The organism is Sphingobium sp. HDIP04 (assembly GCF_000445085.1).
Lineage (GTDB): Bacteria > Pseudomonadota > Alphaproteobacteria > Sphingomonadales > Sphingomonadaceae > Sphingobium > Sphingobium indicum.
Genome location: NZ_ATDO01000066.1, coordinates 1 through 20,519, shown reverse-complemented (window position 1 = coordinate 20,519; position 20,519 = coordinate 1). Strand labels below are relative to the sequence as shown.

Genomic DNA, 20,519 nt, shown 5'->3' with positions numbered 1-20,519 from the left:
GACAGGAGGTTTCCATGAGCAAGGGTAAGGTTCTGCTGATCGGTTCCAACGCGACCCGCATCGAGGTGCAGGGCAACAAATGGGGCGCGACCGGCCAGTATCTCAACGAGACGGTCGTTCCGGCGATGGCGCTCGAAGCAGCCGGCTATGAGGTCGTGCTCGCCACCCCGAATGGGAGCAAGCCGATCATCGATGCCGCGTCGGATGCTCCAGCGCATTTCGAAAATGACGAAGCCGCGTATCGCGCCGCCCGCAACTATTATGACAACAGCCCGGCGATGAACGCGCCACGCACGCTCCGCGCGGTGATCGACGATGGCCTCGACCAGTATGCCGGCGTTTTCTTCCCCGGCGGCCAGGCCCCGGTGGTCGACCTGATGCAGGACGCGGAAGTCGGCGACATCCTGCGCCACTTCCACGCGGCAGCCAAGCCCACCGCGCTGCTCTGCCACGGTCCGATCGCGCTGACCGCGGCGATGGACGACCCTCGCGCCTTCCGCGCGGCGCTGATCGCCGGTGCTGACGACAAGGCACGCGAATGGGCGAAGAGCTGGCCCTATGCCGGCTATCAGATGACGATCTTCTCCGCGACGGAGGAGAAGGTGGTCGAGGATCACATCCTGCATGCGAAGATGTATTTCGACATGCCGCATGCCCTGACCGCCGCCGGCGGCAAGGTCGAGACGACGGCCGTCGACTTCGAGCCGAACGTGATCGTCGATCGGGAGCTGATCACCGGGCAGAACCCGCGCTCCGATCATCCGATCGCGAAAGCCTTGATCGATGCGCTCGATGCACGTCGGGCCGCATGAGAACGAGAAGTACCGGCGGAGCGTTGCGCAGGCGCTCCGCCCCCCATACCTACTCACCTCAGCCAGGAACGACCATCATGACCAGCCACATCAAGATCATCGCGGTGCTGACAGCGCGTCCGGGCAAGGCCGAGGCGCTGCGCATCCTGCTAGACGGCATGCTCGCCCCCTCGCGCGCCGAGCCCGGCAATCTGCGCTACGACCTGTGGGTCGATCCGGCGCAGCCCGGCCGTTACGTGCTCGACGAGCTGTACGGGAACGCCGACGCTGTCGCTGCGCATCGCGCGAGCCCTCATTTTCAGGCCTATCTGGCCGCCATTAACGACCTCGCGGAGCGGAGCGCGTTCACGTTCGATCCGCTGGCAGTCGCCTGAATCCTCCAGACACAAGGACCGACATCATGGCACTGAAGGACATTCTTCCCTCCCGCCTGGGCTTCGGAGCGGCGCCGCTCGGTAACATGTTTCGCGCGATCTCCGAGGAGGAAGCGCTGGCGACCGTCGAGGCCGCATGGAGTGACGGCATCCGCTATTTCGACAACGCGCCCTTCTACGGCGCTGGCCTCGCCGAAATCCGCATGGGTGAAGCGCTGAAGGGGAAGCCACGCGACGAGTATGTGATCAGCACAAAGGTCGGCCGCATCGTGCTCGACGAGATCGAGCAGGCGCCGCGCGACAATGGCGAGAAGGGCGATGTGTTCGCCAATGGCCGTCCCAACAAGGTGATCAACGACTATTCGCACGACGCGACGCTGCGCTCGATCGAGGATAGCCTGAAGCGCCTGCAGACCGATCATATCGACATCGTCTGGGTCCACGACGTGGCGCAGGATTTCTATGGCGACGAATGGCTCGCCAGGTTCGAGGAGGCGCGCACCGGCGCGTTCCGGGCGCTCGACCGGCTGCGCGACGAGGGCACAATCAAGGCCTGGGGCCTGGGCGTGAACCGGGTCGAGGCGGTCGAGCTGCTGCTCGATCTCGACAGGCCGCGGCCAGATGGATCGCTGCTCGCCGGCCGCTACACGCTGCTCGACCATGACCGGGCGTTGGAGCGGCTGATGCCGAAGGTCGCCGAGCGCGGTCTCGGGATCGTCGTTGGCGGCCCTTACAGCTCGGGCGCGCTCGTCGGTGGCCCGAACTTCGAATATGCGCCCGCCACACCCGAGATTTTGGTCAAGGTCGCGGCGATCAAGGCAATTGCCGACCGTCACGGCATCAGCATGAAAGCGGCCGGCCTGCAATTCTCGCTGGCCAATCCGGCGGTCGCGGCGGTGATCCCCGGCGCCAGCCGGCCGCAGCGCATCGCAGAAGACACCGCTGCGTTGAACGAGACGATCCCGGCGGACTTCTGGCGGGAGCTGCGCGAAGCAGGTCTCGTCAACCCGGCGGCACCACTGCCACTCTGATCAGCCGGTCGCCTGAGGCTCAATGTGTCTCAGGCGATCGATCAGTAATTGCGCCGGCTTGGACTAGCTTCGATATCTTTTGCCTACCAATTCCGCCGCCGCCTTCTCGATGGCCACATTCGCGACAAACCGGCCGTTTCTGCTCACGAGCCGGACCGTACAAAGCAGTCGTCCATTCACGACAATGCCTACGGGCAATAATGGTCGGAAGCGGCTACGCGGCGAGAGCGTCGTCTGGCGAAGAAAGGTCCTCGGGCCTTAACCGTCGGCCTACTTCATCGAAGGCGTAGACGGCCGAAATACGTGATCCATCCCATGCAAAACGATAGTGAACCGTCTGGATGGTTCGCCCCAGCCTGTCGCCTTGTAAAACCGCGTAGCAGCGGTGCGACGGTCGCTCAGGGGGGCAGTAGATGATGCCATCCGCCGCTTCTGGCAAATCTCTTGCTATCTCCCAGCGTTTTTCCCGCTCCAGGTCGGGCGAAACTTCCGACATGTCCGCAAACTTTCCCACCACCGGGGTCTTGAGCATCCGCATGTCCAAGCCAAGTGCGGCCTCACTCGTTCGCCGCAGGAATCCCTCGCGCCGAGCGACCGCTACGGCGAGCGCCGTCTGTTGATTATCGGAAAGTTCTAATGCTGGCCGAGTAGGTGGGAAGAAGCGGCTCCCCTCAGGGTTGAGGTATTTGAATGGAGCGAGATTCCAGTTTTGAAGCTGCGGCGACCCGCTATCACCATATAAGACTCGCAGCCGCTCATCTGACTGTAAGCGCGGATTGGTGCGCGCCTCGATCTCCGCGAGTTGATCGAGCCTGTCGTTTGCCACGAGGCCGTCGAAAACAGAAACGGGCGGGAAACGCGAGGGAATGAGCCTGTAAAGTTCACATTCGATGTCGACCAACTCCATTGCGATCAACCCCCGCGTTGAGCATCCAGATATTGCCGTACTCGATATATGTCTGCGACTCCTCCTCGCAACATGATAGCCAAAGCAGACTGGCCATCAAAAAATTCGTTAGGCTTTTGCATCCACGCGTCGCCGCGTTCGTCGACTGTGAACAGGATACGGAGGGCCTTCCATATGGCCAAGATGTGAGAGAGGCGTTCCGTCGTATCATTCGGAAGCGTTCCCCCCTCTTTCTTCCATTTGAAGAATGTCGACCTACCCGGTGAGCCCAAGAGCCTGATCTGATCGTCGGTGGTCAACTCCCAGCGTTCCGCGATCTGGAAAAAGGCCTCTAGCTCCACCGGAATCCGGGTCGTTCCCATGCCCGCGCGAGCATCGGCTTGCGAATTGCCCATAAAAAGCTCCCCGGTCCATTTGTGGACTTGATTCACAAATTAGTCCTGATGCATACAGTTCAAATCAGGACTCGAACGCGATTCTAGTCTATGATGACACGGCGTCAAGAGTCCTCTCAGGAGAGCATGATGAACAGCAACAATGGAAATCCGCCGGGCCACCCGGATCATCCGCAGCACCCCGATGTGCCCAAAGGCCCGCCGAGCCATACACCTGGCCGTCCGGATGGTCCGCCGGTGCCGTCCAACCCGCCGCCCCACCGCCCGGTTGGTTGAACGGATGACCGCGGCCGAGGGTTGGTGGGAGGTGTGGGACGGCTTGTATCGGGCCGAATTGGCCGCGTTTGAACGCAACGGCGCTGCAGTCTCGGTCAAGCACAAGTCAGATGGCTTCCTCCTATTGGAAGCAATCTGGCCGGCCAAGGAGCGAGGAGATATTCGGCTACTTGTCGGGTTCTCCTCGTTACATCCCTATTGCCGCCCCGAAGTGACGGCACCCGATCTTGAACTCGATTGCCATCAAAATCCGCACAGCAAGGCCCTTTGCCTTTTGATCCAAGGCAATGGCCAGTGGGACCCGAACGAACTTGTGGCTGATATGATCGATCGCCAGTTGCAGCAGCTGTTCGATGCCATCGGCCACCGCGATGCTGGTTCTTGGGAAGAAGCGGCTAAGGCGGAGGAGCCTTACCCAGATCCGCTCTCGGCCTATTTTAACGGCCAGGGTGAAACCAACTCTGCCGTGTATTTTGGACAAGGGCGCGCGGCTCCAACCGGCAAATTCGGCCCAGCGACCGCCGTTAGCCAGGATCGCCCGATAGCGCGCCCTAAGAAGGACGGCGCACCTTTCGAAGCGATCATGACGCAGGCGAAACCTGCTAAAGGGGTTTGGCTCGCGGAGCCATTCGAACTGCCGCAGCGCACAGGAAAGTGGTCGCCACTGCCAGCCCGATGGGTGCGCATGAAACCGACACATGGACGGGACGCGACAGCCCTCCTGACCGAAGCAGAAGCACTGGTCGCAGCTGAGGCGAACCTGTTCCAGGGGGAAGCAAGCGCCTGGACGAAGATCGGGAAAGCCCCCTTGAGTATCACGGCGATTCTCATTGAGGAGGAGGTCGCTTATGGTCCGAATGGTCTTGGTGATGGATGGATTTTCCTGGCTAGTCGATGGTTCGGCAAGCGTCGCCAAGTCAGCTTCGTCCGGGGCTATGGCATTTCCGACGACATGTTCAGTCGATTGCCGGTCGCCAGCGCGCTGCGCGGTAAGAAGGCCCTGCTTATAGGATGTGGTGCGATCGGGAGCTTCGCCGCTATTGAGCTGGCGCGAGCCGGTTTCAAGGAAATCAGCCTGTTCGATCCCGACCTGGTCGAGCCCGGCAATTATGTTCGCTGGCCGCTCGGTCGCCCGGTATGGGGTGTCTCCAAGTCCGAAGTGCTCGCAGGGTTCATCCAGCAAAACTACCCGTGGACGCAGGCGTCTAGCGGCCAAACCAAAGTCGGCGCGGCGCTTTCTGACCTGCAGGAGCTGGGGCGCCTCCAAGTGAACCCCCTGCAGCAATTGCGGTCGCTGATCGGCTCGGTTGACGTCGTGATCGACACGTCGGCGTCAACCGAATGCCAGCAGGCGCTGGCGTTTCATTGCAAGGATATCGGAACACCTCTTGTGATCGGCTATGCGACCCTCGGCGCCGCAGGCGGCGTGGTTGCGAAGTTCGCGACCAATCATCCAGCGTGCTTCCTCTGCGTCCAATCTCAATGGCTTGACGGCACATTACCGCAGCCCGCGGAAGACACCGGCGGCACCGTACTTCCTGTCGGATGCAATGCGCCGACATTCACGGGGGGCTCGTTCGATCTGCAGGAAGTGTCGCTACAAGTTGTTCGCGGTGTGCTTGCCGTCACCATTCCGGATGTCTTCGACGCGGGGGATTGGGACGTTGCCGTCCTCTCGCACTTCAAGAGCGGGAAACGGATTCTACCGACCTGGGAGATCGGCCATGCCCGCGCGCAACTCATCTGCTGTGGCCGGGAGGTTGCGTGACTCTCTGGCTCAGTGCCGCCGCAAGTCGCCGAATTCTTGAACTGGGCACCGCATTCCATCCGCTGGAAACAGGCGGCGTGATGCTGGGTTGGCACGATGGGGACGATCGGATTGTGGCCCGGGTCATCGGTCCTGGACCGCGTGCAATGCACGGGCGGCACGCCTTCATACCGGATCATGTTTGGCAACTGGAGCAAATAGGTCAGGCATTTTCGGTCAGCGCTGGCGATTTGGATTATCTTGGAGATTGGCACACGCATCCGGATACCCCGGCAGTGATGAGCAATGAGGATCATATGACCCTGCGCCGGATCGGCAAGCGGGTCCCTAGGGCCGCGATGCTCATCACCTCGCTGAGTGAGAAACGCTACGAGAGCCGGGCCTGGATCTATAGCAAGCCGGGCCTGCTGGCACGGGCGCGGTCCATTGAGACTGACGTCCGTATCTTTGAACCGCCTGAAAATTGGGGCCTATAGAAGATCGGTGGACCTAACCTGCAGTAGACAAATTCCAGTAGCAAATGGGTTCCGATCTTCACAAAGCCACTGTCGCCGACATTCCGGACGTTCGGGGCCTTTGGTCAGGGCATCGGAACCGGCCATACGTTCACACTGTCCACTGCACTGCTGAAAGACGTGGTCTGGGACATTGCTGCCATTCGGTGGCGTCCCTCAGAACGACCAGTTCTAACCAAACCTGCCGTTGTTGCGGAGCCGGGAAGAGTGTCATTCTGAGGATCAGTTCGACGGGTCCCCTCCATCGCCTTCCTGACATAAGCATCGGGAACGGGGCAGTTATTTTCCGACAGTCCTGCTGGACTACCTACCTCGTGTCGGCCTCGTCTTCTTCCGACCGGCTGCAACGATCGCAACGATCGCGCGCCGATCCGGAATGCAGTCGCACATTGATCACGTACGGTATGCGAAGACGGAAGCGCTCCGGCTCGATCGCCGACGATAAGCGCCCAGCGCACTGCAACCCGATTGCTATGGATCAATAGGAAAGAAATTTCCCTGTCCGGGGACGAAGTGGCGCCGAAGGCGTTAGGCTAAGATGGCTGACCAGGAAGAATTTGCGCGGCGCCAGCGCGCCCTCTCCGAGTTCGGGGATTTCGTGCTGGACCACGATGATCTCGACGAAATCCTCAACGAGGCCTGCCGGCTGATCGCCAGCGCGCTGGATGCCGATCTGGCCAAAGTCATCGAGATCGAGCGCGGTACGAAAACGGGTCTCGTTCGCGCCGGTGTCGGATGGAAGCCCGGGATCGTCGGGCAGGAGCGTGTCAGCCTTACCGAGCGATCGTCGGAAGCGTTTTCGATCGAAATAACGGAGCCTGTGATCACGAACGATATCAGGCATGAGGAGCGCTTCGAGTTTCCGCGCTTCCTGATCGATCATGGCGTCGTGGCACTGGTGAACGTGCCGATCCTTCTGCCAAGCCGCATGCCCTTTGGCGTGTTGCAGGTGGATTCCCGAATTCCGCGAAAGTTCGGTCAGGAGGATATCGAGTTTCTCAAGACATATTCGATGGTGGTCGGTCCCGTTATCGATCGCCTGAAGACCGCTGCGGCCCTGAAGGAAACCGACGAACGCCTGCGCCTTATCGTGGACAATGCCCGGGCATATGTCCTGGTGGTCAGCGACGCCGACGATCGGATCACCGACTGGCTCGGTGGATCGGAAGATATCCTGGGCTGGTCGGCGGCCGAGGCGATGGGTGCGACGACCGACATGATCTTCACGCCGGAGGATCGCCAGAAAGGCGTACCAGATCGAGAGCTTTTCGGCGCACGCGTCCAGGGGACCTTCCCGAATGTACGCTGGCACCAGCGGAAGGATGGGACGCGCGTCTTTCTTGATGGACAGACGATAGCCCTGAAGGATCAGGCCGGGAGCCTCCGCGGCTATCTCAAGATCGGCCAGGACGTCACCGATCGTGTCCGCACGGAGGCGGCGCTGCGCGAAAGTGAGGAGCGGCTCCGCCAATTTGGCGAGGCTTCCCACGACATTCTGTGGATGCGAGACGCCGAGACGTTCCAGTGGCAGTATCTGACGCCTGCGTTCGAGGCGGTGTACGGTATGAGCCGCGACGAGGCTCTACGGGGCGATAATTTCCGGACTTGGCTCGAAATCATCGTGCCGGAAGACCGCGAGGCCGCCCGTACCGCGACCGAGCGCGTTCGCGCGGGTGAACAGGTCACGTTCGACTATCGCATCAGGCGCCCGTTTGATGGTGCGATCCGCTGGCTGCGCGATACCGACTTTCCGATCCTCGGTCCTGACGGCAAAGTCACCGTTATCGCGGGAGTGGGCCATGACCTCACCGAACTGAGAGAAGCCGAACTTCGCCTCCAAGTGCTGATGGAGGGCATACCTCAGCTCGTCTGGCGCGCCGTTGGAAATGGGGATTGGACGTGGTCCAGCCCGCAATGGAGTGCACATACCGGGCTCTCACCTGAGCAAAGCATAGGTTGGGGATGGCTCGGAGCCTTCCATCCCGACGATCGTGATGCTGCGCGCCACGCCTGGTCGCTGGCGTCGGAGCGGAGCAGCTTCGAGGTAGAGGCGCGCATCTCCCATGCCGCGAGCGGCGAATATCGATGGTTTCAGACCCGCGCCGCTCCCGTGCGCGACGATCACGGCGCGATCTCCGAATGGCTTGGCACGTCGACCGACATTCATGACATCCGGGAGCTTCAGGAACGCCAGCAGGTGCTGGTCGCGGAGCTCCAGCACCGCACGCGTAACCTGATGGGAGTCGTCCGCTCAATGTCGGACAAGACGGCTCGTGCGAGCGCAGATCTGCCGGATTTCCGTCATCGCTTTCGCGACCGTTTGGAGGCACTGGCGCGCGTCCAAGGCCTCCTGTCGCGCCTGAACGAGCATGATCGAGTGACCTTCGGGGAGTTGATCAAGGCCGAATTGGCGGCATTGGATGGAGCTGCCGACCGGGTCAGTCTCGATGGACCTGAAGATGTGAGGCTTCGCTCATCGACGGTGCAGACGCTGGCGATGGCGCTCCATGAACTGGCGACCAACGCCGTAAAATATGGCGCGCTCGGGCAGCCGGATGGCAGGTTGCGGATAAAGTGGCGAGTCGAGCAGCAGAACAGCGCGTCGGAGGGCCCATGGCTCTATATCGACTGGCGCGAGAGCGGCGTCACGATGTCAAGCGCGAGCTCTACGCCGAGTGGTGGAGGTCAAGGCCGTGAGTTGATCGAGCGGGCCCTGCCGTATCAACTGAAGGCGCGAACCACATTCGAACTCGGCCAGGACGGTGTCCATTGCACTATTTCTCTTCCGATATCGGCGACCCGGCCCGCGGAGGAGGAAGCGCATGGCTGATGGTGCGCTACGCGGCTGCCGCGTACTCGTCGTAGAAGACGAGTATATGCTTGCTGTCGAGCTTGTGACCGAGCTCGAGGACGCCGGCGCATTTGTTATCGGGCCGGTCGGCGATCTTGAGGACGCGACGGCCTTGATCCAGCGCGAGCAGCGGATCGACGCTGCGATCCTCGACGTCAATCTCGGCGGGGAGATGGTTTTCCCGGCCGCGGATCTTCTGATCGAGCGCGGGGTCCCGGTCGTGCTGACCACCGGCTACGACAAGTCTGCCCTTCCTCCGCGTTTCAGCGGTATCCCGCTCTGCGAGAAGCCGATCAGCGTGCATCGCTTGATCCAGGCGGTTGATCGAGTGCTGCACTCCTGAACGGACAGGAGCATGACTATAGCCGGGTTCACAATGCTTCGTGCATCGTCGTTGGTTCGCTGTGGCAGCTTGAGGAGGCAATTGGAGTGATCATTATAACATAGGCGACTAAAGCAACTTTTCTCGGGAACATCTCCGTCGCACTGCCTGTTGGTCTGCTTGCAGCGGCCTCTGCCAGCGCAGGGGATCAGGATGGCGACTACCACAAGCAAGACACGAAACCCGGGCGCAAGCCCCCATGCTCTCGCAATCGGCCGTGTACTCGCCAGCGGCACCATCGCTCAATGGAGAACGGTGTCGATATCGACAGACTTCAACGCAATCTGACGTCGGCTCCCTGTAAATGAACCTTCACGCTCGGCGGCAGGACGAGGTCGCCCACCGGGCAGGTTCGTGAGGCCCGAATACTGCTTCTCCCCGCACCTGTCGTTCGAGCGAGCCAGCACGAACGTCTTGGTTTGGTCGGGTGCTACCGGAACGATGTGATGCAAATTGCCGCCGACAAAGCTGACCTCCCCGGCACCCGAGCCGCTCATTGATACCTGCCCTCCATTCAGTTCGCCGCCGCATTGGTGCCAGCGAGGTGTCATTGGGCTTAGCTGCCGCTCGAAATGGCCGCGATAAGTGGCAGCTGCTATCAGAAGTGCCCCCAGATCGCTCGCCCACACCCCGAACATCTGCAGCCGTGCCCGCGTGGGTTCATGATATCTTCCATTTCCATGGACGCAGGGGAGATTCAGCAGATCGCCGTTTAGCAGGTCCCGTGACTTGTGAGGAAAGATAGGCCAAGCTGCGCCCGTGAAACTGACCTTCCGCCATGTGCCCCACTGGGAAGACCGGCCCCATGTCGTAGTTCGGCCAATGTCGACCTTTGGCCGGTATTGGGCGGACCCGATCCGGCTTGAGGAGGCTGTCGCCCACCAAACCGAGAGCACCATGTTTACCGCGTGTCGTTACATTCCAGCCGCCAAGAACCGGGAATACTATACGGAGTACGATGAGCTCGCAGACGTCGAAGTTCGCTTCCTCGCCGCCATGGTTATGGCTGTAGGCTTCGATGAAGGTTTAGTGGCTCCTTACCCGGTGTCAGATTCGTTCGCGCTCGAATACGATGGGCCGCTACACGACCCAGATTTCCTGCATGCGGCCGAAAAAGCTTTGCGAACAGAAATTGCGGGGATGCGCCGTCTTGCTACATCGCCCCCAATTCTGGCAATCGATGGGCCCCCGTTCGAGTATCATCATCGACCATTGAACCCGGCACTGCTGGCAGAGATATTTTTAGCCGTCAGCACCGACGATGATCTTATGATGCGGGGCCTCCATGCCCTACTGAAGTCTCGAATGGTCGCGATGCATGCTGAGTTTGCAGAAGAGGCGAATTACGCTCTTTACATAGCTTTAGATGCGCTATTTTCACTCGTGCGGCGGCAACTAATGAAGGCAGGCAATCCTAACCCATCATCATATGATGCCCAAAGCTTCGTTCACCGTCTTTGTAATGAAGATCAGTCGGGGATGCGTTTTTTTGAAGAGTTTTACGACGATAGAATTATGACGATGCATCCGGATAACAGATACGGCATTTTCCGCCATGCTCCGATTTCGCATTGTGACTTTCACTCGCTATTCGGAATGGTGCGAGAAGTTTACCGCGAATTCGCCCTTTTCTCGAAGATAGCTCCGGGGTGCGAAAGCGCCTGGGACTGACCGTCAGGATCGCCAACAAAGCTGCCATTGATACGACCCAGTAGCGTCCGCGATTCCTGCCACACATTCACCAACGTTGACGCGTGGCTCATCTCTAACGCGAGAAGCCACTCCACTCAAATTTCCGCGATTTCTGCAAGGTTACGAGGGTCTGACTGATTCGTGTCTGAGGCACAGAGGGGTGCGAGAGCTGCTAAGCGACTGGACAGCTGATGTTCCAGCTAAGCAGCAGCGACAATTTGAATTTCGGGCTTAAGGTACACACCTAGGGTCAGTGCGTCCCAATAGGCGAAGAATGTCTCGAAATAGAAGCGATGTTGATCGCCATTGTCGTCGGTTAGCACCAGTTCGCAACTGCCGAGTGGCCCGCCGCTCTGTGCTCCGCAATATCCAGCGACAGCCTTGAACAGCTCCAACTCGCCTACTTTACCGAAGTGTTTGGCAAAGGCCGGCGACCGGATGAAATGCCGACAGGGATTCGCTGGATCGAAGTCCGGCTTGCGGCGAGAAACGTGTGGATGGCCGGTCATCATCCCGACCAGTGGAGTTTGAGCGCCCGCAGTCTCGACGAATCGGTATAGCGTTGTCGACAGCGTGTTGCCGAAAACGCGGTGCAGGCTCTTCACGGTCTCGATGGTCGGCGACATCGACAGGGCTTCTTCCGTAAATCGATCGCGCAGGAACAGTAGGCGGCCTGCGGCAAAATTGGCTTCGGCTTCGACCTGCTCATGGCATTCGGGAGAGAGGGTGTGGCTATTATCGCCAAGCATCGCATCCTCGTGCCACGGCAAAAGGCTGTGACCGATTTCATGCGCTTCGTTCCATCGATGCTTTTTGATCGGCAGGTCGCCATCAAGCAGGATACGCTTGCGATCGGGCAGATACAGCGCCTTCAAGGACCACTTGTGGATGGCGTCCAGAATGAGTGCCGGACGATTGAAAACCTGAAGCGTGGCGACTCTGATCCTGCTAATCGCCTCCTGCGTGACGCTCGGATCCTTCGCCGTGTAGAATTTGAGATCGAGCTTGAGCAAATGCCGCACGTCTTCGAGCCGGAGCGGGGGCTCGGGATTCCCGAGCCCCTTCAACACCCGTTCGACGCGGGCATCGATATCATGGGCGGTTCTCTCGGATAGAAGTCGATTTCTGCTCAACCGCCTGCTCCTTGACGTTCAGTCCCGTTCGCTCAAAACCGTGACGAACGCCTCCAATGCAGCACGTTCAGCCTGGCTAAGTGCTGCCACAGGCTCAGATCGCGCAGCAAATCGAACGGCTTCTTGAATGAGGTTGTCATTCTTGGGTGTCGTCAGACCGGCCACCTGCATCAGGTTCCCACGCGGAACCTGAAAATAATTGGCCAGCTGATAAACGGACCGCAATTCAGCCTTGTGACGAACATCGTCCTCAATCTCTACGAGTTCGGCGACGTCAATGTCGGCTTGCTCGGCAAGTTCCTCAAGCGTCAAACCTTTGTCGCGCCGCATGAGACGGACAAAGCGACCAAAAGCAATGCTCGGCTCATCTTCGCCAATATCCTGCGTTTCTGCCTCACCATCAAAAAGCGGATCAGCGGCGGTGACGCCGGCACCAATTTCGGTGTCACCTTCTAGCGATGCCATCCTGAGACACCAATCCTTGGGGATCTCGATCTTCATGGCTAATTTCCTTTGGCAATGAAGGATTCGGCTTGCTCCGGCGTCATCTCAAAATAGCGCAAACCATGATAGCTTGCGTCGATGCCAAGATCGGTCATGCCGCAGGTGTTGGCATAGAAGCCATTCGACTGCGGTAAGGCGTGTAAGCCAATCCTTCCCTTAAACTCCTCCTCGATACTGAGTGCGATAGCAGCCCTGATCAAAATGCTGCCGATACCGCGATAGAGCGGCGGATTGGCCAGCTCGGGGCGGTTCCACGGCGCGTTTTCAACATATTCGACATAAACTAGGTCCTTTCCTTTTTGGCTCTCAACCCGGCAACGATGCGTTGTGATGTCCACGATCATCATGCCCTGGGTGGTTCCGTTGCACACGACGCTGAAGCCGGGATGCGCCAACATGCCCTGCAAAGCCTGGGTCTTCTGACGCCAATTCCAATGCCGACTTTGCGGCCAATGCACCCGCTCGACACCGGCGCGGTGCAGTTTCTGGATCGCCTTGAAGAGCTCCGGGATCCATTCGGCTTCCCAGTCACCCAGCTGCTTTTCGGTTATCGCATCCCAGAGTTCGGCTTCTTCAGGCTTGCCGCTCGTCGCGTTCAAGAGTGCGATCGGACTGATCGCTGCGGTCATAGCATCATGACTTCCGCTTTTTCTTTGCTCTTTTCGTCCTCGAAAAACAGCTTGTCGCCCTTTTCAACACGGGCTTCAACAAGCTGATAGAGCCGCAATGCCTGACGCAGCACAGCCGTCTTGCTCAAATCCTTTTTGTCGCAAAGGCCTTCGAGTGCGTGCATTTCCGCATCCGTAAGGTTGAGCGTCATCGTCTTCTTGGCAGCCATTACGCCTCCTTCAGCGGGAGTGGGGCTACACAATGCCCGGGCAAATGTCAATCAAAAAATAGCCTTTGACTAGCTAAAAACTAGCTATCATATCCACACCATCCGGCGGTCGATCTCAAGCCGGGGTGAATCGCAGGCTTGAACAAGGAAATCGATCTCATGGCCAAGAACACAGGGAATGACTTCCGTCGCGGCGCTGTAACCGCTCGCACCCAATTTCAGCGGACCGACGGCAACTATCAGAAACGGAACGAGCGCACCGGACACTTCATGGAGGTGAAGCAGGACGGCAAGCCGTTCAAAGGCGTCGCCTGTGAACCCGACGGGCGCGATAGCCCGAATTCCTGATGAACCGACGATTCATCCCCATTCCGGCCAAAGTGCTTTGGAGCCTTGGTCCGATTCCGAAGCCGCAACACCCAACCCTTGCATTGGATTCAAAACATGCCTGAAAAGCCGGAAAAGACCGTCACCATCATCGTCAACCAAGACGACCACGAAGTGGCCAAGGCGAAAATCTCATATGACGAGGTCGTCGCCTACTACCTTCAGGACGGCGGCGCCTCTTCAACCGAGTATCTCATCAAATATTCACGCGGCCACTCCGCTAACATCAGCGGCACCCTCGCGCCAGGTCAGGAGGTAATGGTTAAAGATGGAATGCGCTTCAGAGTTTCAGGAACTGGCGAGTCATAATCCTTTCATCCGGGACTTGGAGGAACAGGGCTATCGCCTCGACTTCGTCAACGCCTATTTCGTCATCTACGGGTTACCGTGCCTCAACAGCGCCGGTGAGCTCGAATATGGCGATTGGGCAAGTCCAGTCGATCTGAATAACTGGGTCATCGATGCCCCAAGCGACCATCAGGCATGGTTCAAGGGATGCCGTCCGCACGATCAGAACGGGCGGGCGCTGCGATTGGGCGGTGGCGCGGCTACCGTCCAGGTGGCTGACGGCTTTGTCTGCAACCATTCCTTTTCGTTCAAATTGCTCGCTTCTGGCGCAATGCGCCCATATCGGTCGTTTGAAGAAAAGGTGCGCACTTATCTCGATGTGATCGTTGCACCCGCGATGGCAGTTTTCCCCGATGCCAGCCCGCTGCGCGGCATAGAAATCAAAGCCGCGGCACAGAACAGTCCGTTGCGCATTCAGACTCAATGTCGTCACGCTACCACCTCAATGACGTGGCTTCGCGGTTGAGGGGCATAAAGGTAGCAATCATTGGCCTCGGCGGCACGGGAGCTTACATCCTCGATTTCATCGCCCGGACGCATTTGGAAAAGATCGGCCTTTTCGACGATGATAAGGTCCATATCCACACGCTCTTCAGAATCCCCGGTTTCATCCATCGGGCAGTAGGAATGAAGAAGGTTGACGCGCTGGCGCATCCTTTGATCTTGATCGCTTTGGGGGTTCAGAATGAGGTTTGCCTATCAAGCGGTCGAACGGATTCCTAAGCAGCTGGAGCCTGAAACTGTCTATCACAGTGAGGAATTCGAGCTCGCCGGACTTCTCTGTGCCTGCGGCTGCGGCCACCGCATCACGCTCCTCGTTCCCGATAGCCACCAGGTCTATTGCGATAACGGGTTTGCCACGATCCGCCCTTCCATCGCAGTATGCGATGGTCCCTGCAAATCACATTATGTCATCTCAGCCGGACAGGTCGAGTGGCTGGATGCGTTTAGCACAGAAGCGGCGAGAACGCTCATGCAGAAGCAGATTTCCCGCCATGTCGCTATCGACGCCAAGCCGAAATCCTGGCTTGCTCGTCTTCGGAATGCAGCATTGAGGTTTATCGATCAAATCAAGTCAACCTTTGGAAGGTAGTACCCGGACTACTATCATTGTTGCGTATTAACGAACGACAACCTTAGCTACCTGCCGCCCGAAAGCTGCCTGTCAGGACTGTCGACAGCCCAGTCAAAAATCCACCGGACGCGCCTATCCAAGCAGAATGCAAGGTGCATGAAGGAAAGTCACCCCGCCGGAGCAAGCTCAACGGCGGGGAAGAGGTTCGGTGTGTTTGCCGCCCCAAGGGGGAAAGAGCGGTGGGAATAATGTAGATCAGGACGGGAGCGACGCAACGCCAACTGGCGCCAATTTGGATGGGATGTGATCAGCCATCCTCGACGCTATAGACCATGGGATTGCTGATCCAGGCGTTAACGGCGGATTCCCGCCACCCCATGCATCGACTGGCAATGCGGATCTGTTTGGGAAAGCTACCGTCCGCTATCTTCCGGTAAAGAGTGGCCCGGCTGAGCCCGGTGCGGTCAAGCACAGTGTTGAGGCGGAGAATACGGTCTGGCGGCTGAGCGGTCATGGCGAATTCCTGTATGTTGCGATACATGTGGTGTGCCCCTGAGCGTCAGGATTAGGAGCGGTGCTTGCAGCGTCAAGCCCCTGAGAATCCGAGACTTGGGCGAGATGGGGCCAAAGAGATTCTGTGGGGGACAAGCATAGCCAGAAAATTTTCGCTGCCGGACGTTCAGGCCAGGGCAAATACAGCGGCAGAGCCTTTTTTGAGACGAAAGGACTGTGGCACGCACTGAAGAACGGCGCGCAATGCGCGATTCGTGTTGGGGGCAGTCTGTCGGTTCACCCTGCGGTCATCGCGCCAGGCACAAGCGCTTGGGCCTCCGGCGTCGAGCTGGCAGAGCGCGTCGCTTCGACCAAGGCGCGTTGCGCCGGGCAACTTGGCTTCACCTGGGTGTTCCATTGCATCACGGGTTTGCGGTGGGCGATATCGAAGCCTCTTCGGTACGCAAGCAAGAAATGCACTCTTGAATTTGGTAATTATTGAGACAATATAAGACGATTGAAGAGTTTTTTATTGAAAATATTCCGTCATAGATTAATAAGTTTCAATGAATCCGAAAATGGATCATGTATATGTTGTATAAAATGTTGAATTTAATTTATAATTTTATTTAATAATATTTCATTATCAATGTGTTGTTACGGGAATTTGTATCCTGCCGCCCCAGCCACTATTTTGGCCCATATCGACCAACAAGGTCTCCCCGCGATGCGACGCGCTGCGGATTCGGGTCGCTAGTCCTGTTCCGGCCTGGCATGGACGAGCCCGTTCAGGAAAAGATCGACGACGGACGCCACGAATTGGCGCCGCTCTTGGGCATCCGGCGGGTCGCGCAGGCCAAGCATGACGTGCAGATGCATGTTCCCGCGGATCATGCTGACGAAATGATCGCCCGCTACGGCGCAATCGTCGGTCTGGATCTCTCCGCGCGCCTTGGCCGCCCTGAGCACGTCCGCGAGCGTGGCGCCCGCGCGTCCCGGGCCGAGATCGTAGAAGCGCCGCACGAGTTCGGGAAAGCGGGCGCATTCGGTGATCGCGATGCGGTAAACGCCCAGCAGGGCGGGTGACATGTAGATGTCGATCAGCCGGCGGCCGAAGTCGAGCAGCACCTCCTCAAGTTTCTGGCCCGCCGCATTGTCGATCGCCAGCGGGGCCAGCGCCTGGCCGGCCTGTTCGGAGACGATCGCGGCGAACAGTCCCTCCTTGTTGCCGAACTCGGCATAGATGTTGCGCTTCGAACCGCCCGTCCGCTCGATGATGTCGTCGATGCGCGTCGCGGCGTAGCCCTGTTCGAAAAAGATCTTCGCCGCAACGGCAAGCAGCTCGTCGCGACCGACCTTGATGCGGCCCCGGCCCGGCGTCTGGCTCACTGGCACGTCTCCTTCCCTCGCCTACGCCATTGACTGGTAATTGGGATTACCCTATGGGTCAATGGTAATTCCTATTACCGGAGATTTCATGGCCAGCGCTGACGGGAAGAAGATTGGCATGCTGCTATGCGTCGCGGCCGCGAGCGTCGCGCTGGGCGCGTGGGTGTGGGGCGGCAGCGGCGCGGCGGAAACCGACAATGCCTATGTGCGCGGCGACGTGACCTCCATGGCGCCGAAGGTGGGCGGATATGTCGTTTCGGTCGCGGTGAGGGACAATCAGGCCGTCCGGCCGGGCGATATTTTGTTCCGCATCGACGATCGCGACTATCGGGCCAAGCTGGCGCAGGCCGAAGCCAATGTGAAGGCAGCCCAGGCACGGCTGGCGAACAGCGGCGAAGACATACGGTTGCAGCATATCCTGGTCCGTCAGGCGGCGGCGCAGCGCGGCGCGGCGGTCGCCGACCTGGGTCTTGCGCGCAGGACGAGCGATCGCCGTAACGAATTGATCGACGGCGGCGCCATCAGCCAGGCGCAAGTCGACGAAAGCGAGACGGCGCGATCGCGCGCGGAGGCGGGCGTCTCCGTCTCGACCGCTGCAATCGATGCCCAGCGCCAGCGTGTCGAGCTTCTGGGCACGCAGCGCCAGGCAGCCGTCGCGGCCCTTGCGCAGGCGATCGCCGCGCGCGATCTGGCGCGCATCGACCTGGAAAATACGGTGGTGCGCGCGCCGATCGCCGGCGTCGTGGGCAATCGGCAGGTTCGCGTCGGTCGGCTCGTCGCGCCCGGCGCTTCGCTGCTCGACATCGTTCCCGTTGCCGATCTCTACGTCGTCGCCAACTTCAAGGAAACGCAACTGGAGCACATCCGCCCCGGACAGGGCGCGCGGATACGCGTCGACGGCTATCCCGACGTCGTGATCAAGGGCGTCGTCGACAGCCTCGCGCCCGGCAGCGGATCGGCATTTGCCCTGATCCCCACCGACAATGCGACGGGCAATTTCGTCCGCGTCGTGCAGCGCGTGCCGGTGAAGATCCGAATCCAGCGCAACCCGCTTCCCGGACGGCTGGTCCCAGGCCTGTCGGCACGGGTCGAAGTCGAGCGCGGCGCAAGGTCATGACCGCCCTCGCTGCCCCGGCGGCGGCGGCGCCTTCAAGCGCCGCGACCGGCCGGCTCCTCGTCGCCGGCATCATCCTTTCCAGCCTGACGGAAGCGGTCGCGGGCACGTTGCTGGCGCTGGGCCGCGCCGACATCATTGGAGACACCTCGGCCACGCCCGACGAGTTCGCATGGCTCGACGTCGGATATACCGCGTTCAAGTTCATCGGCTTCGCCTTCGCGCCCTGGCTCCTGACCCGCATCGATCCGCGCGGGTTGCTTTTGGTCGCTACGCTGGCGATGGGCGCGGCGTGCGCGGGGGCGGCGTCGACGACCCAGCTCGATTTCCTGATCGTCCTGCGGATGGTTCAGGGGATCGCCGGGGCGACCTTGCTGATCAGCGGACAGGCGATCCTGTTCTGGAACTTCCCCGCGGCGCGCCAGCCGATCCTGCAGGCGATGTTCGCCATGGGATCGGTCGTTGCCCCGGCGACCGCGGCGCCCCTGTTCGAAGGATGGCTGGTCGACAATCACGACTGGAGGTGGATTTTCTTTGCGGTCCTGCCGCTTTCCCTGGGCGCTGCGGGCTTGCTGCTCATCGCCGATCCGACGCCCGCCCGGCCCGCGCCGCCGCGCCGGCTGGACTGGGTCGGCCTGCTTGGGCTGGGCATGGCGCTGTCCTGCGCCACCTATGTGCTGACCCAGGGAAGCCGATGGGACTGGTTCGAGGCGAGCCGGATCGGCTGGATGACCGCTGTCGCCGCGGCCGGCCTGCTGCTGTTCGCGGTCCGGCAATATCGCGTGGGGAGCGGCCGAATTCTCGATCCTTCGGCCTTCAGGACGGCGGATTTCGCCTTTGCCTTCTTCGTCAGCTTCATCGCGGGCGCGGCGCTGTTCGGCAGCGGCTTCGTGATTCCGGCCTTCGCGGTATCGGTGCTGGGCTTCACGCCGACCGAGGCGGGCGCGCTGCTGCTGCCGAGCGGCGGCTGCTTCCTCGCGACGCTGCTGCTCGCCGCCTGGCTGATGCAGGCCCGCGGGGTGCCGCCGGTGGCGACGGTGCCCTTCGGCATCCTGTCGATCATGACGGCCATGTGGATGCTTTCCGGCTCGAACGGCCAAAGCGGCGCCGCCGACATGATGCCGGCGGTCCTGCTGCGCGGTTTCGGCCTCGGCTTCCTGTTCCTTTCCATCATGCTGATCGCGTTCGGCAAATTGCCCCCGGCCAGCGTCGCGTTCGGCATCGGCATCTTCAACATCGGGCGCCAGCTCGGCGGGCTGATCGGCGTCGCGGCGCTCCAGACCTCCATCGATGACGGGATGGTCCATAACCAGGCGGTGCTGGGCGCGGCGATCCATGCGGGATCGCCCGCGCTCGCCGAACGGATCGGGGCGACGACCGACCTGCTGGTATCGCGCGGCGTCGAGGCAAGCGTGGCCGCGAAGGCCGCGACCGCGATGGTCGGCCGCGCGGTCGGCGGGCAGGGCGCGGTGATCGCTTTCGACACCGCCTTCACCCTCGTCGCCTTGCTTTTCGTCTTCGGCGCGCCCTGCATCCTGGCGTTCAAGATACTGCTCGCCAAGACGATGGGGAAACCGAAATCCTTTCCAGCAGAGGCAAGATCATGAAGCGGCAGCGACCCGTGAAAATCGCGCTGGCTGCGGTTCTCGCCGCCGGTCTGGCGGGCTGCGCGGCGGTCGGCCCCGACTATCGGCGCCCTGAAATCGCCGTCGGCGAAAGCTGGGTCGGGCAAGCGAGCGGCGAAGCCGTGGACGGCGCCTGGTGGCGCAAGTTCAATGATCCGTTGCTGACCGAGCTTGTCGAAGCGGCGATCGCGGGCAACAAGGACATGGCCGAAGCGGGGGCGAGGCTGCGCGAGGCGCGCGCCAATCGCGACGCGGTCCACGGGCGCGAACTGCCGCAGGCCGGGGTTTCGGCGACCGCGACCGAAAGCCGGCTCAGCGAAAATGGCCAGTTGCCCGTCGGCAAGGTTCCGGGGCTGGGCCGCGGCCTTTCGATCTACGACGCCGGTTTCGACTCGTCGTGGGAGATCGACCTGTGGGGCGGAACGCGCCGGGCGGTCGAAAGCGCCGAGGCGCGCGCGGAGGCGGCCGAGGAGGCGCGGCGAGGGACGGTCATCCAGGTCGTCGCAGAGGTTGTCCGCTCCTATATCGACCTGCGCGCCGCACAGGCGCTGCGCGCCAACGCGGTCGTCGAAGCGCGGGGGCAGGGCGACATAGCGCGGCTGGTCGGCGAG

26 protein-coding genes are annotated in these 20,519 nt (G+C 60.5%); 17 read left to right on the top strand and 9 right to left on the bottom strand.

All coding sequences use genetic code 11. From position 1 onward, the window contains the following. The first annotated feature begins 14 nt into the window (after positions 1 to 14). The 3 genes from L286_RS31220 (at position 15) to L286_RS31210 (ending at position 2,217) form a co-directional block, all read left to right on the top strand. A complete protein-coding gene (locus L286_RS31220) occupies positions 15 to 812 on the top strand; it encodes a type 1 glutamine amidotransferase domain-containing protein (RefSeq protein WP_020818075.1) in 798 nt (265 codons plus the stop codon). Between the two features lie 77 nt (positions 813 to 889). Further along, the gene (locus L286_RS31215) at positions 890 to 1,186 is read left to right on the top strand and encodes a putative quinol monooxygenase (RefSeq protein ID WP_020818074.1); all 297 of its coding nucleotides are present in this window, start codon (positions 890 to 892) and stop codon (positions 1,184 to 1,186) included. A 26-nt stretch (positions 1,187 to 1,212) separates the two neighbouring features. Beyond that, positions 1,213 to 2,217, top strand: a complete 1,005-nt coding sequence (locus tag L286_RS31210; RefSeq protein ID WP_021223228.1) for an aldo/keto reductase — start codon at positions 1,213 to 1,215, stop codon at positions 2,215 to 2,217. A gap of 214 nt (positions 2,218 to 2,431) precedes the next feature. On the opposite strand, the gene L286_RS31205 is transcribed toward L286_RS31210, so the two are convergent. Together L286_RS31205 and L286_RS31200 are read right to left on the bottom strand one after the other, a co-directional pair. Beyond that, on the bottom strand, positions 2,432 to 3,124 hold the full coding sequence (locus L286_RS31205; protein ID WP_021223227.1) for an RES family NAD+ phosphorylase: 693 nt from the start codon (positions 3,122 to 3,124) through the stop codon (positions 2,432 to 2,434). 5 nt (positions 3,125 to 3,129) lie between these two features. Next, positions 3,130 to 3,555, bottom strand: a complete 426-nt coding sequence (locus L286_RS31200; RefSeq protein WP_200875326.1) for an MbcA/ParS/Xre antitoxin family protein — start codon at positions 3,553 to 3,555, stop codon at positions 3,130 to 3,132. Between the two features lie 244 nt (positions 3,556 to 3,799). On the opposite strand from L286_RS31200, the gene L286_RS31195 reads away from it, so the two are divergent. The 4 genes from L286_RS31195 (at position 3,800) to L286_RS31180 (ending at position 9,272) form a co-directional block, all read left to right on the top strand. Beyond that, positions 3,800 to 5,563 (top strand): ThiF family adenylyltransferase, encoded by a 1,764-nt coding sequence (locus L286_RS31195; protein WP_160167737.1) that lies wholly within the window; start codon positions 3,800 to 3,802, stop codon positions 5,561 to 5,563. Beyond that, positions 5,560 to 6,039, top strand: coding sequence for a Mov34/MPN/PAD-1 family protein (locus tag L286_RS47865; RefSeq protein ID WP_157838161.1), 480 nt, complete (start codon positions 5,560 to 5,562; stop codon positions 6,037 to 6,039). The genes L286_RS31195 and L286_RS47865 overlap by 4 nt, the downstream gene beginning before the upstream one ends. 577 nt (positions 6,040 to 6,616) lie before the next feature. Beyond that, positions 6,617 to 8,908, top strand: coding sequence for a PAS domain S-box protein (locus tag L286_RS47460; protein ID WP_020818067.1), 2,292 nt, complete (start codon positions 6,617 to 6,619; stop codon positions 8,906 to 8,908). Next, positions 8,901 to 9,272: a response regulator gene (locus L286_RS31180; RefSeq protein WP_020818066.1), complete on the top strand. Its 372-nt coding sequence runs from the start codon at positions 8,901 to 8,903 to the stop codon at positions 9,270 to 9,272. The genes L286_RS47460 and L286_RS31180 overlap by 8 nt, the downstream gene beginning before the upstream one ends. Positions 9,273 to 9,553: 281 nt before the next feature. On the opposite strand, the gene L286_RS48395 is transcribed toward L286_RS31180, so the two are convergent. Then, the gene (locus tag L286_RS48395; RefSeq protein ID WP_125445769.1) at positions 9,554 to 9,808 is read right to left on the bottom strand and encodes a hypothetical protein; all 255 of its coding nucleotides are present in this window, start codon (positions 9,806 to 9,808) and stop codon (positions 9,554 to 9,556) included. A gap of 262 nt (positions 9,809 to 10,070) precedes the next feature. Here L286_RS48395 and L286_RS31175 point away from each other — a divergent pair, with 262 nt between their 5' ends. Then, the gene (locus tag L286_RS31175; protein ID WP_125445768.1) at positions 10,071 to 10,982 is read left to right on the top strand and encodes a hypothetical protein; all 912 of its coding nucleotides are present in this window, start codon (positions 10,071 to 10,073) and stop codon (positions 10,980 to 10,982) included. Positions 10,983 to 11,203: 221 nt separating this feature from the next. Here L286_RS31175 and L286_RS31170 read toward each other — a convergent pair whose 3' ends face one another. Genes L286_RS31170 through L286_RS31155 form a run of 4 tightly spaced genes read right to left on the bottom strand, consistent with a single transcriptional unit; the run spans position 11,204 to position 13,478 of the window. Continuing rightward, positions 11,204 to 12,136, bottom strand: coding sequence for an ImmA/IrrE family metallo-endopeptidase (locus L286_RS31170; protein WP_031293191.1), 933 nt, complete (start codon positions 12,134 to 12,136; stop codon positions 11,204 to 11,206). A gap of 18 nt (positions 12,137 to 12,154) precedes the next feature. Continuing rightward, positions 12,155 to 12,637 carry a helix-turn-helix domain-containing protein gene (locus L286_RS47860; protein WP_084498508.1) on the bottom strand — a complete coding sequence of 161 codons (483 nt, stop codon included), beginning with the start codon at positions 12,635 to 12,637 and terminating at the stop codon, positions 12,155 to 12,157. A gap of 2 nt (positions 12,638 to 12,639) precedes the next feature. Next, on the bottom strand, positions 12,640 to 13,269 hold the full coding sequence (locus L286_RS31160) for a hypothetical protein (protein ID WP_020818061.1): 630 nt from the start codon (positions 13,267 to 13,269) through the stop codon (positions 12,640 to 12,642). Continuing rightward, the gene (locus L286_RS31155) at positions 13,266 to 13,478 is read right to left on the bottom strand and encodes a transcriptional regulator (RefSeq protein ID WP_020818060.1); all 213 of its coding nucleotides are present in this window, start codon (positions 13,476 to 13,478) and stop codon (positions 13,266 to 13,268) included. Before L286_RS31155 ends, L286_RS31160 begins: the two co-directional genes overlap by 4 nt. Positions 13,479 to 13,616: 138 nt before the next feature. Between L286_RS31155 and L286_RS31150 the strand changes: the two genes are divergently transcribed. From L286_RS31150 to L286_RS48385, 5 genes are all read left to right on the top strand, one after another. Further along, positions 13,617 to 13,826: a hypothetical protein gene (locus L286_RS31150; protein WP_020818059.1), complete on the top strand. Its 210-nt coding sequence runs from the start codon at positions 13,617 to 13,619 to the stop codon at positions 13,824 to 13,826. Between the two features lie 96 nt (positions 13,827 to 13,922). Then, on the top strand, positions 13,923 to 14,174 hold the full coding sequence (locus L286_RS31145; protein ID WP_020818058.1) for a multiubiquitin domain-containing protein: 252 nt from the start codon (positions 13,923 to 13,925) through the stop codon (positions 14,172 to 14,174). Further along, positions 14,134 to 14,679: a DUF6791 domain-containing protein gene (locus tag L286_RS48390; protein WP_152522332.1), complete on the top strand. Its 546-nt coding sequence runs from the start codon at positions 14,134 to 14,136 to the stop codon at positions 14,677 to 14,679. The genes L286_RS31145 and L286_RS48390 overlap by 41 nt, the downstream gene beginning before the upstream one ends. Further along, positions 14,637 to 14,936 carry a ThiF family adenylyltransferase gene (locus tag L286_RS49760; protein WP_021223221.1) on the top strand — a complete coding sequence of 100 codons (300 nt, stop codon included), beginning with the start codon at positions 14,637 to 14,639 and terminating at the stop codon, positions 14,934 to 14,936. Before L286_RS48390 ends, L286_RS49760 begins: the two co-directional genes overlap by 43 nt. Beyond that, positions 14,899 to 15,306 (top strand): DUF6527 family protein, encoded by a 408-nt coding sequence (locus L286_RS48385; protein WP_125445767.1) that lies wholly within the window; start codon positions 14,899 to 14,901, stop codon positions 15,304 to 15,306. Before L286_RS49760 ends, L286_RS48385 begins: the two co-directional genes overlap by 38 nt. Before the next feature lie 289 nt (positions 15,307 to 15,595). Here the strand turns inward: L286_RS48385 and L286_RS31130 are convergent, their stop codons facing one another. Next, positions 15,596 to 15,802 (bottom strand): helix-turn-helix transcriptional regulator, encoded by a 207-nt coding sequence (locus tag L286_RS31130; protein ID WP_031293189.1) that lies wholly within the window; start codon positions 15,800 to 15,802, stop codon positions 15,596 to 15,598. A gap of 123 nt (positions 15,803 to 15,925) precedes the next feature. On the opposite strand from L286_RS31130, the gene L286_RS48380 reads away from it, so the two are divergent. Continuing rightward, on the top strand, positions 15,926 to 16,282 hold the full coding sequence (locus L286_RS48380; RefSeq protein ID WP_125445766.1) for a hypothetical protein: 357 nt from the start codon (positions 15,926 to 15,928) through the stop codon (positions 16,280 to 16,282). A gap of 251 nt (positions 16,283 to 16,533) precedes the next feature. Here the strand turns inward: L286_RS48380 and L286_RS31125 are convergent, their stop codons facing one another. Next, positions 16,534 to 17,169 (bottom strand): TetR/AcrR family transcriptional regulator, encoded by a 636-nt coding sequence (locus L286_RS31125; protein WP_007683631.1) that lies wholly within the window; start codon positions 17,167 to 17,169, stop codon positions 16,534 to 16,536. Positions 17,170 to 17,257: 88 nt separating this feature from the next. Here L286_RS31125 and L286_RS31120 point away from each other — a divergent pair, with 88 nt between their 5' ends. The 3 genes from L286_RS31120 to L286_RS31110 all read left to right on the top strand — a co-directional run. Further along, complete coding sequence (locus L286_RS31120; protein WP_021223219.1) at positions 17,258 to 18,286, top strand: HlyD family secretion protein; 1,029 nt, start codon at positions 17,258 to 17,260, stop codon at positions 18,284 to 18,286. Then, complete coding sequence (locus L286_RS31115; RefSeq protein WP_021223218.1) at positions 18,283 to 19,890, top strand: MFS transporter; 1,608 nt, start codon at positions 18,283 to 18,285, stop codon at positions 19,888 to 19,890. The genes L286_RS31120 and L286_RS31115 overlap by 4 nt, the downstream gene beginning before the upstream one ends. Then, positions 19,887 to 20,519: TolC family protein (locus L286_RS31110; protein WP_021223217.1), on the top strand; the 633-nt coding region annotated here is incomplete at its 3' end. The genes L286_RS31115 and L286_RS31110, both read left to right, overlap by 4 nt.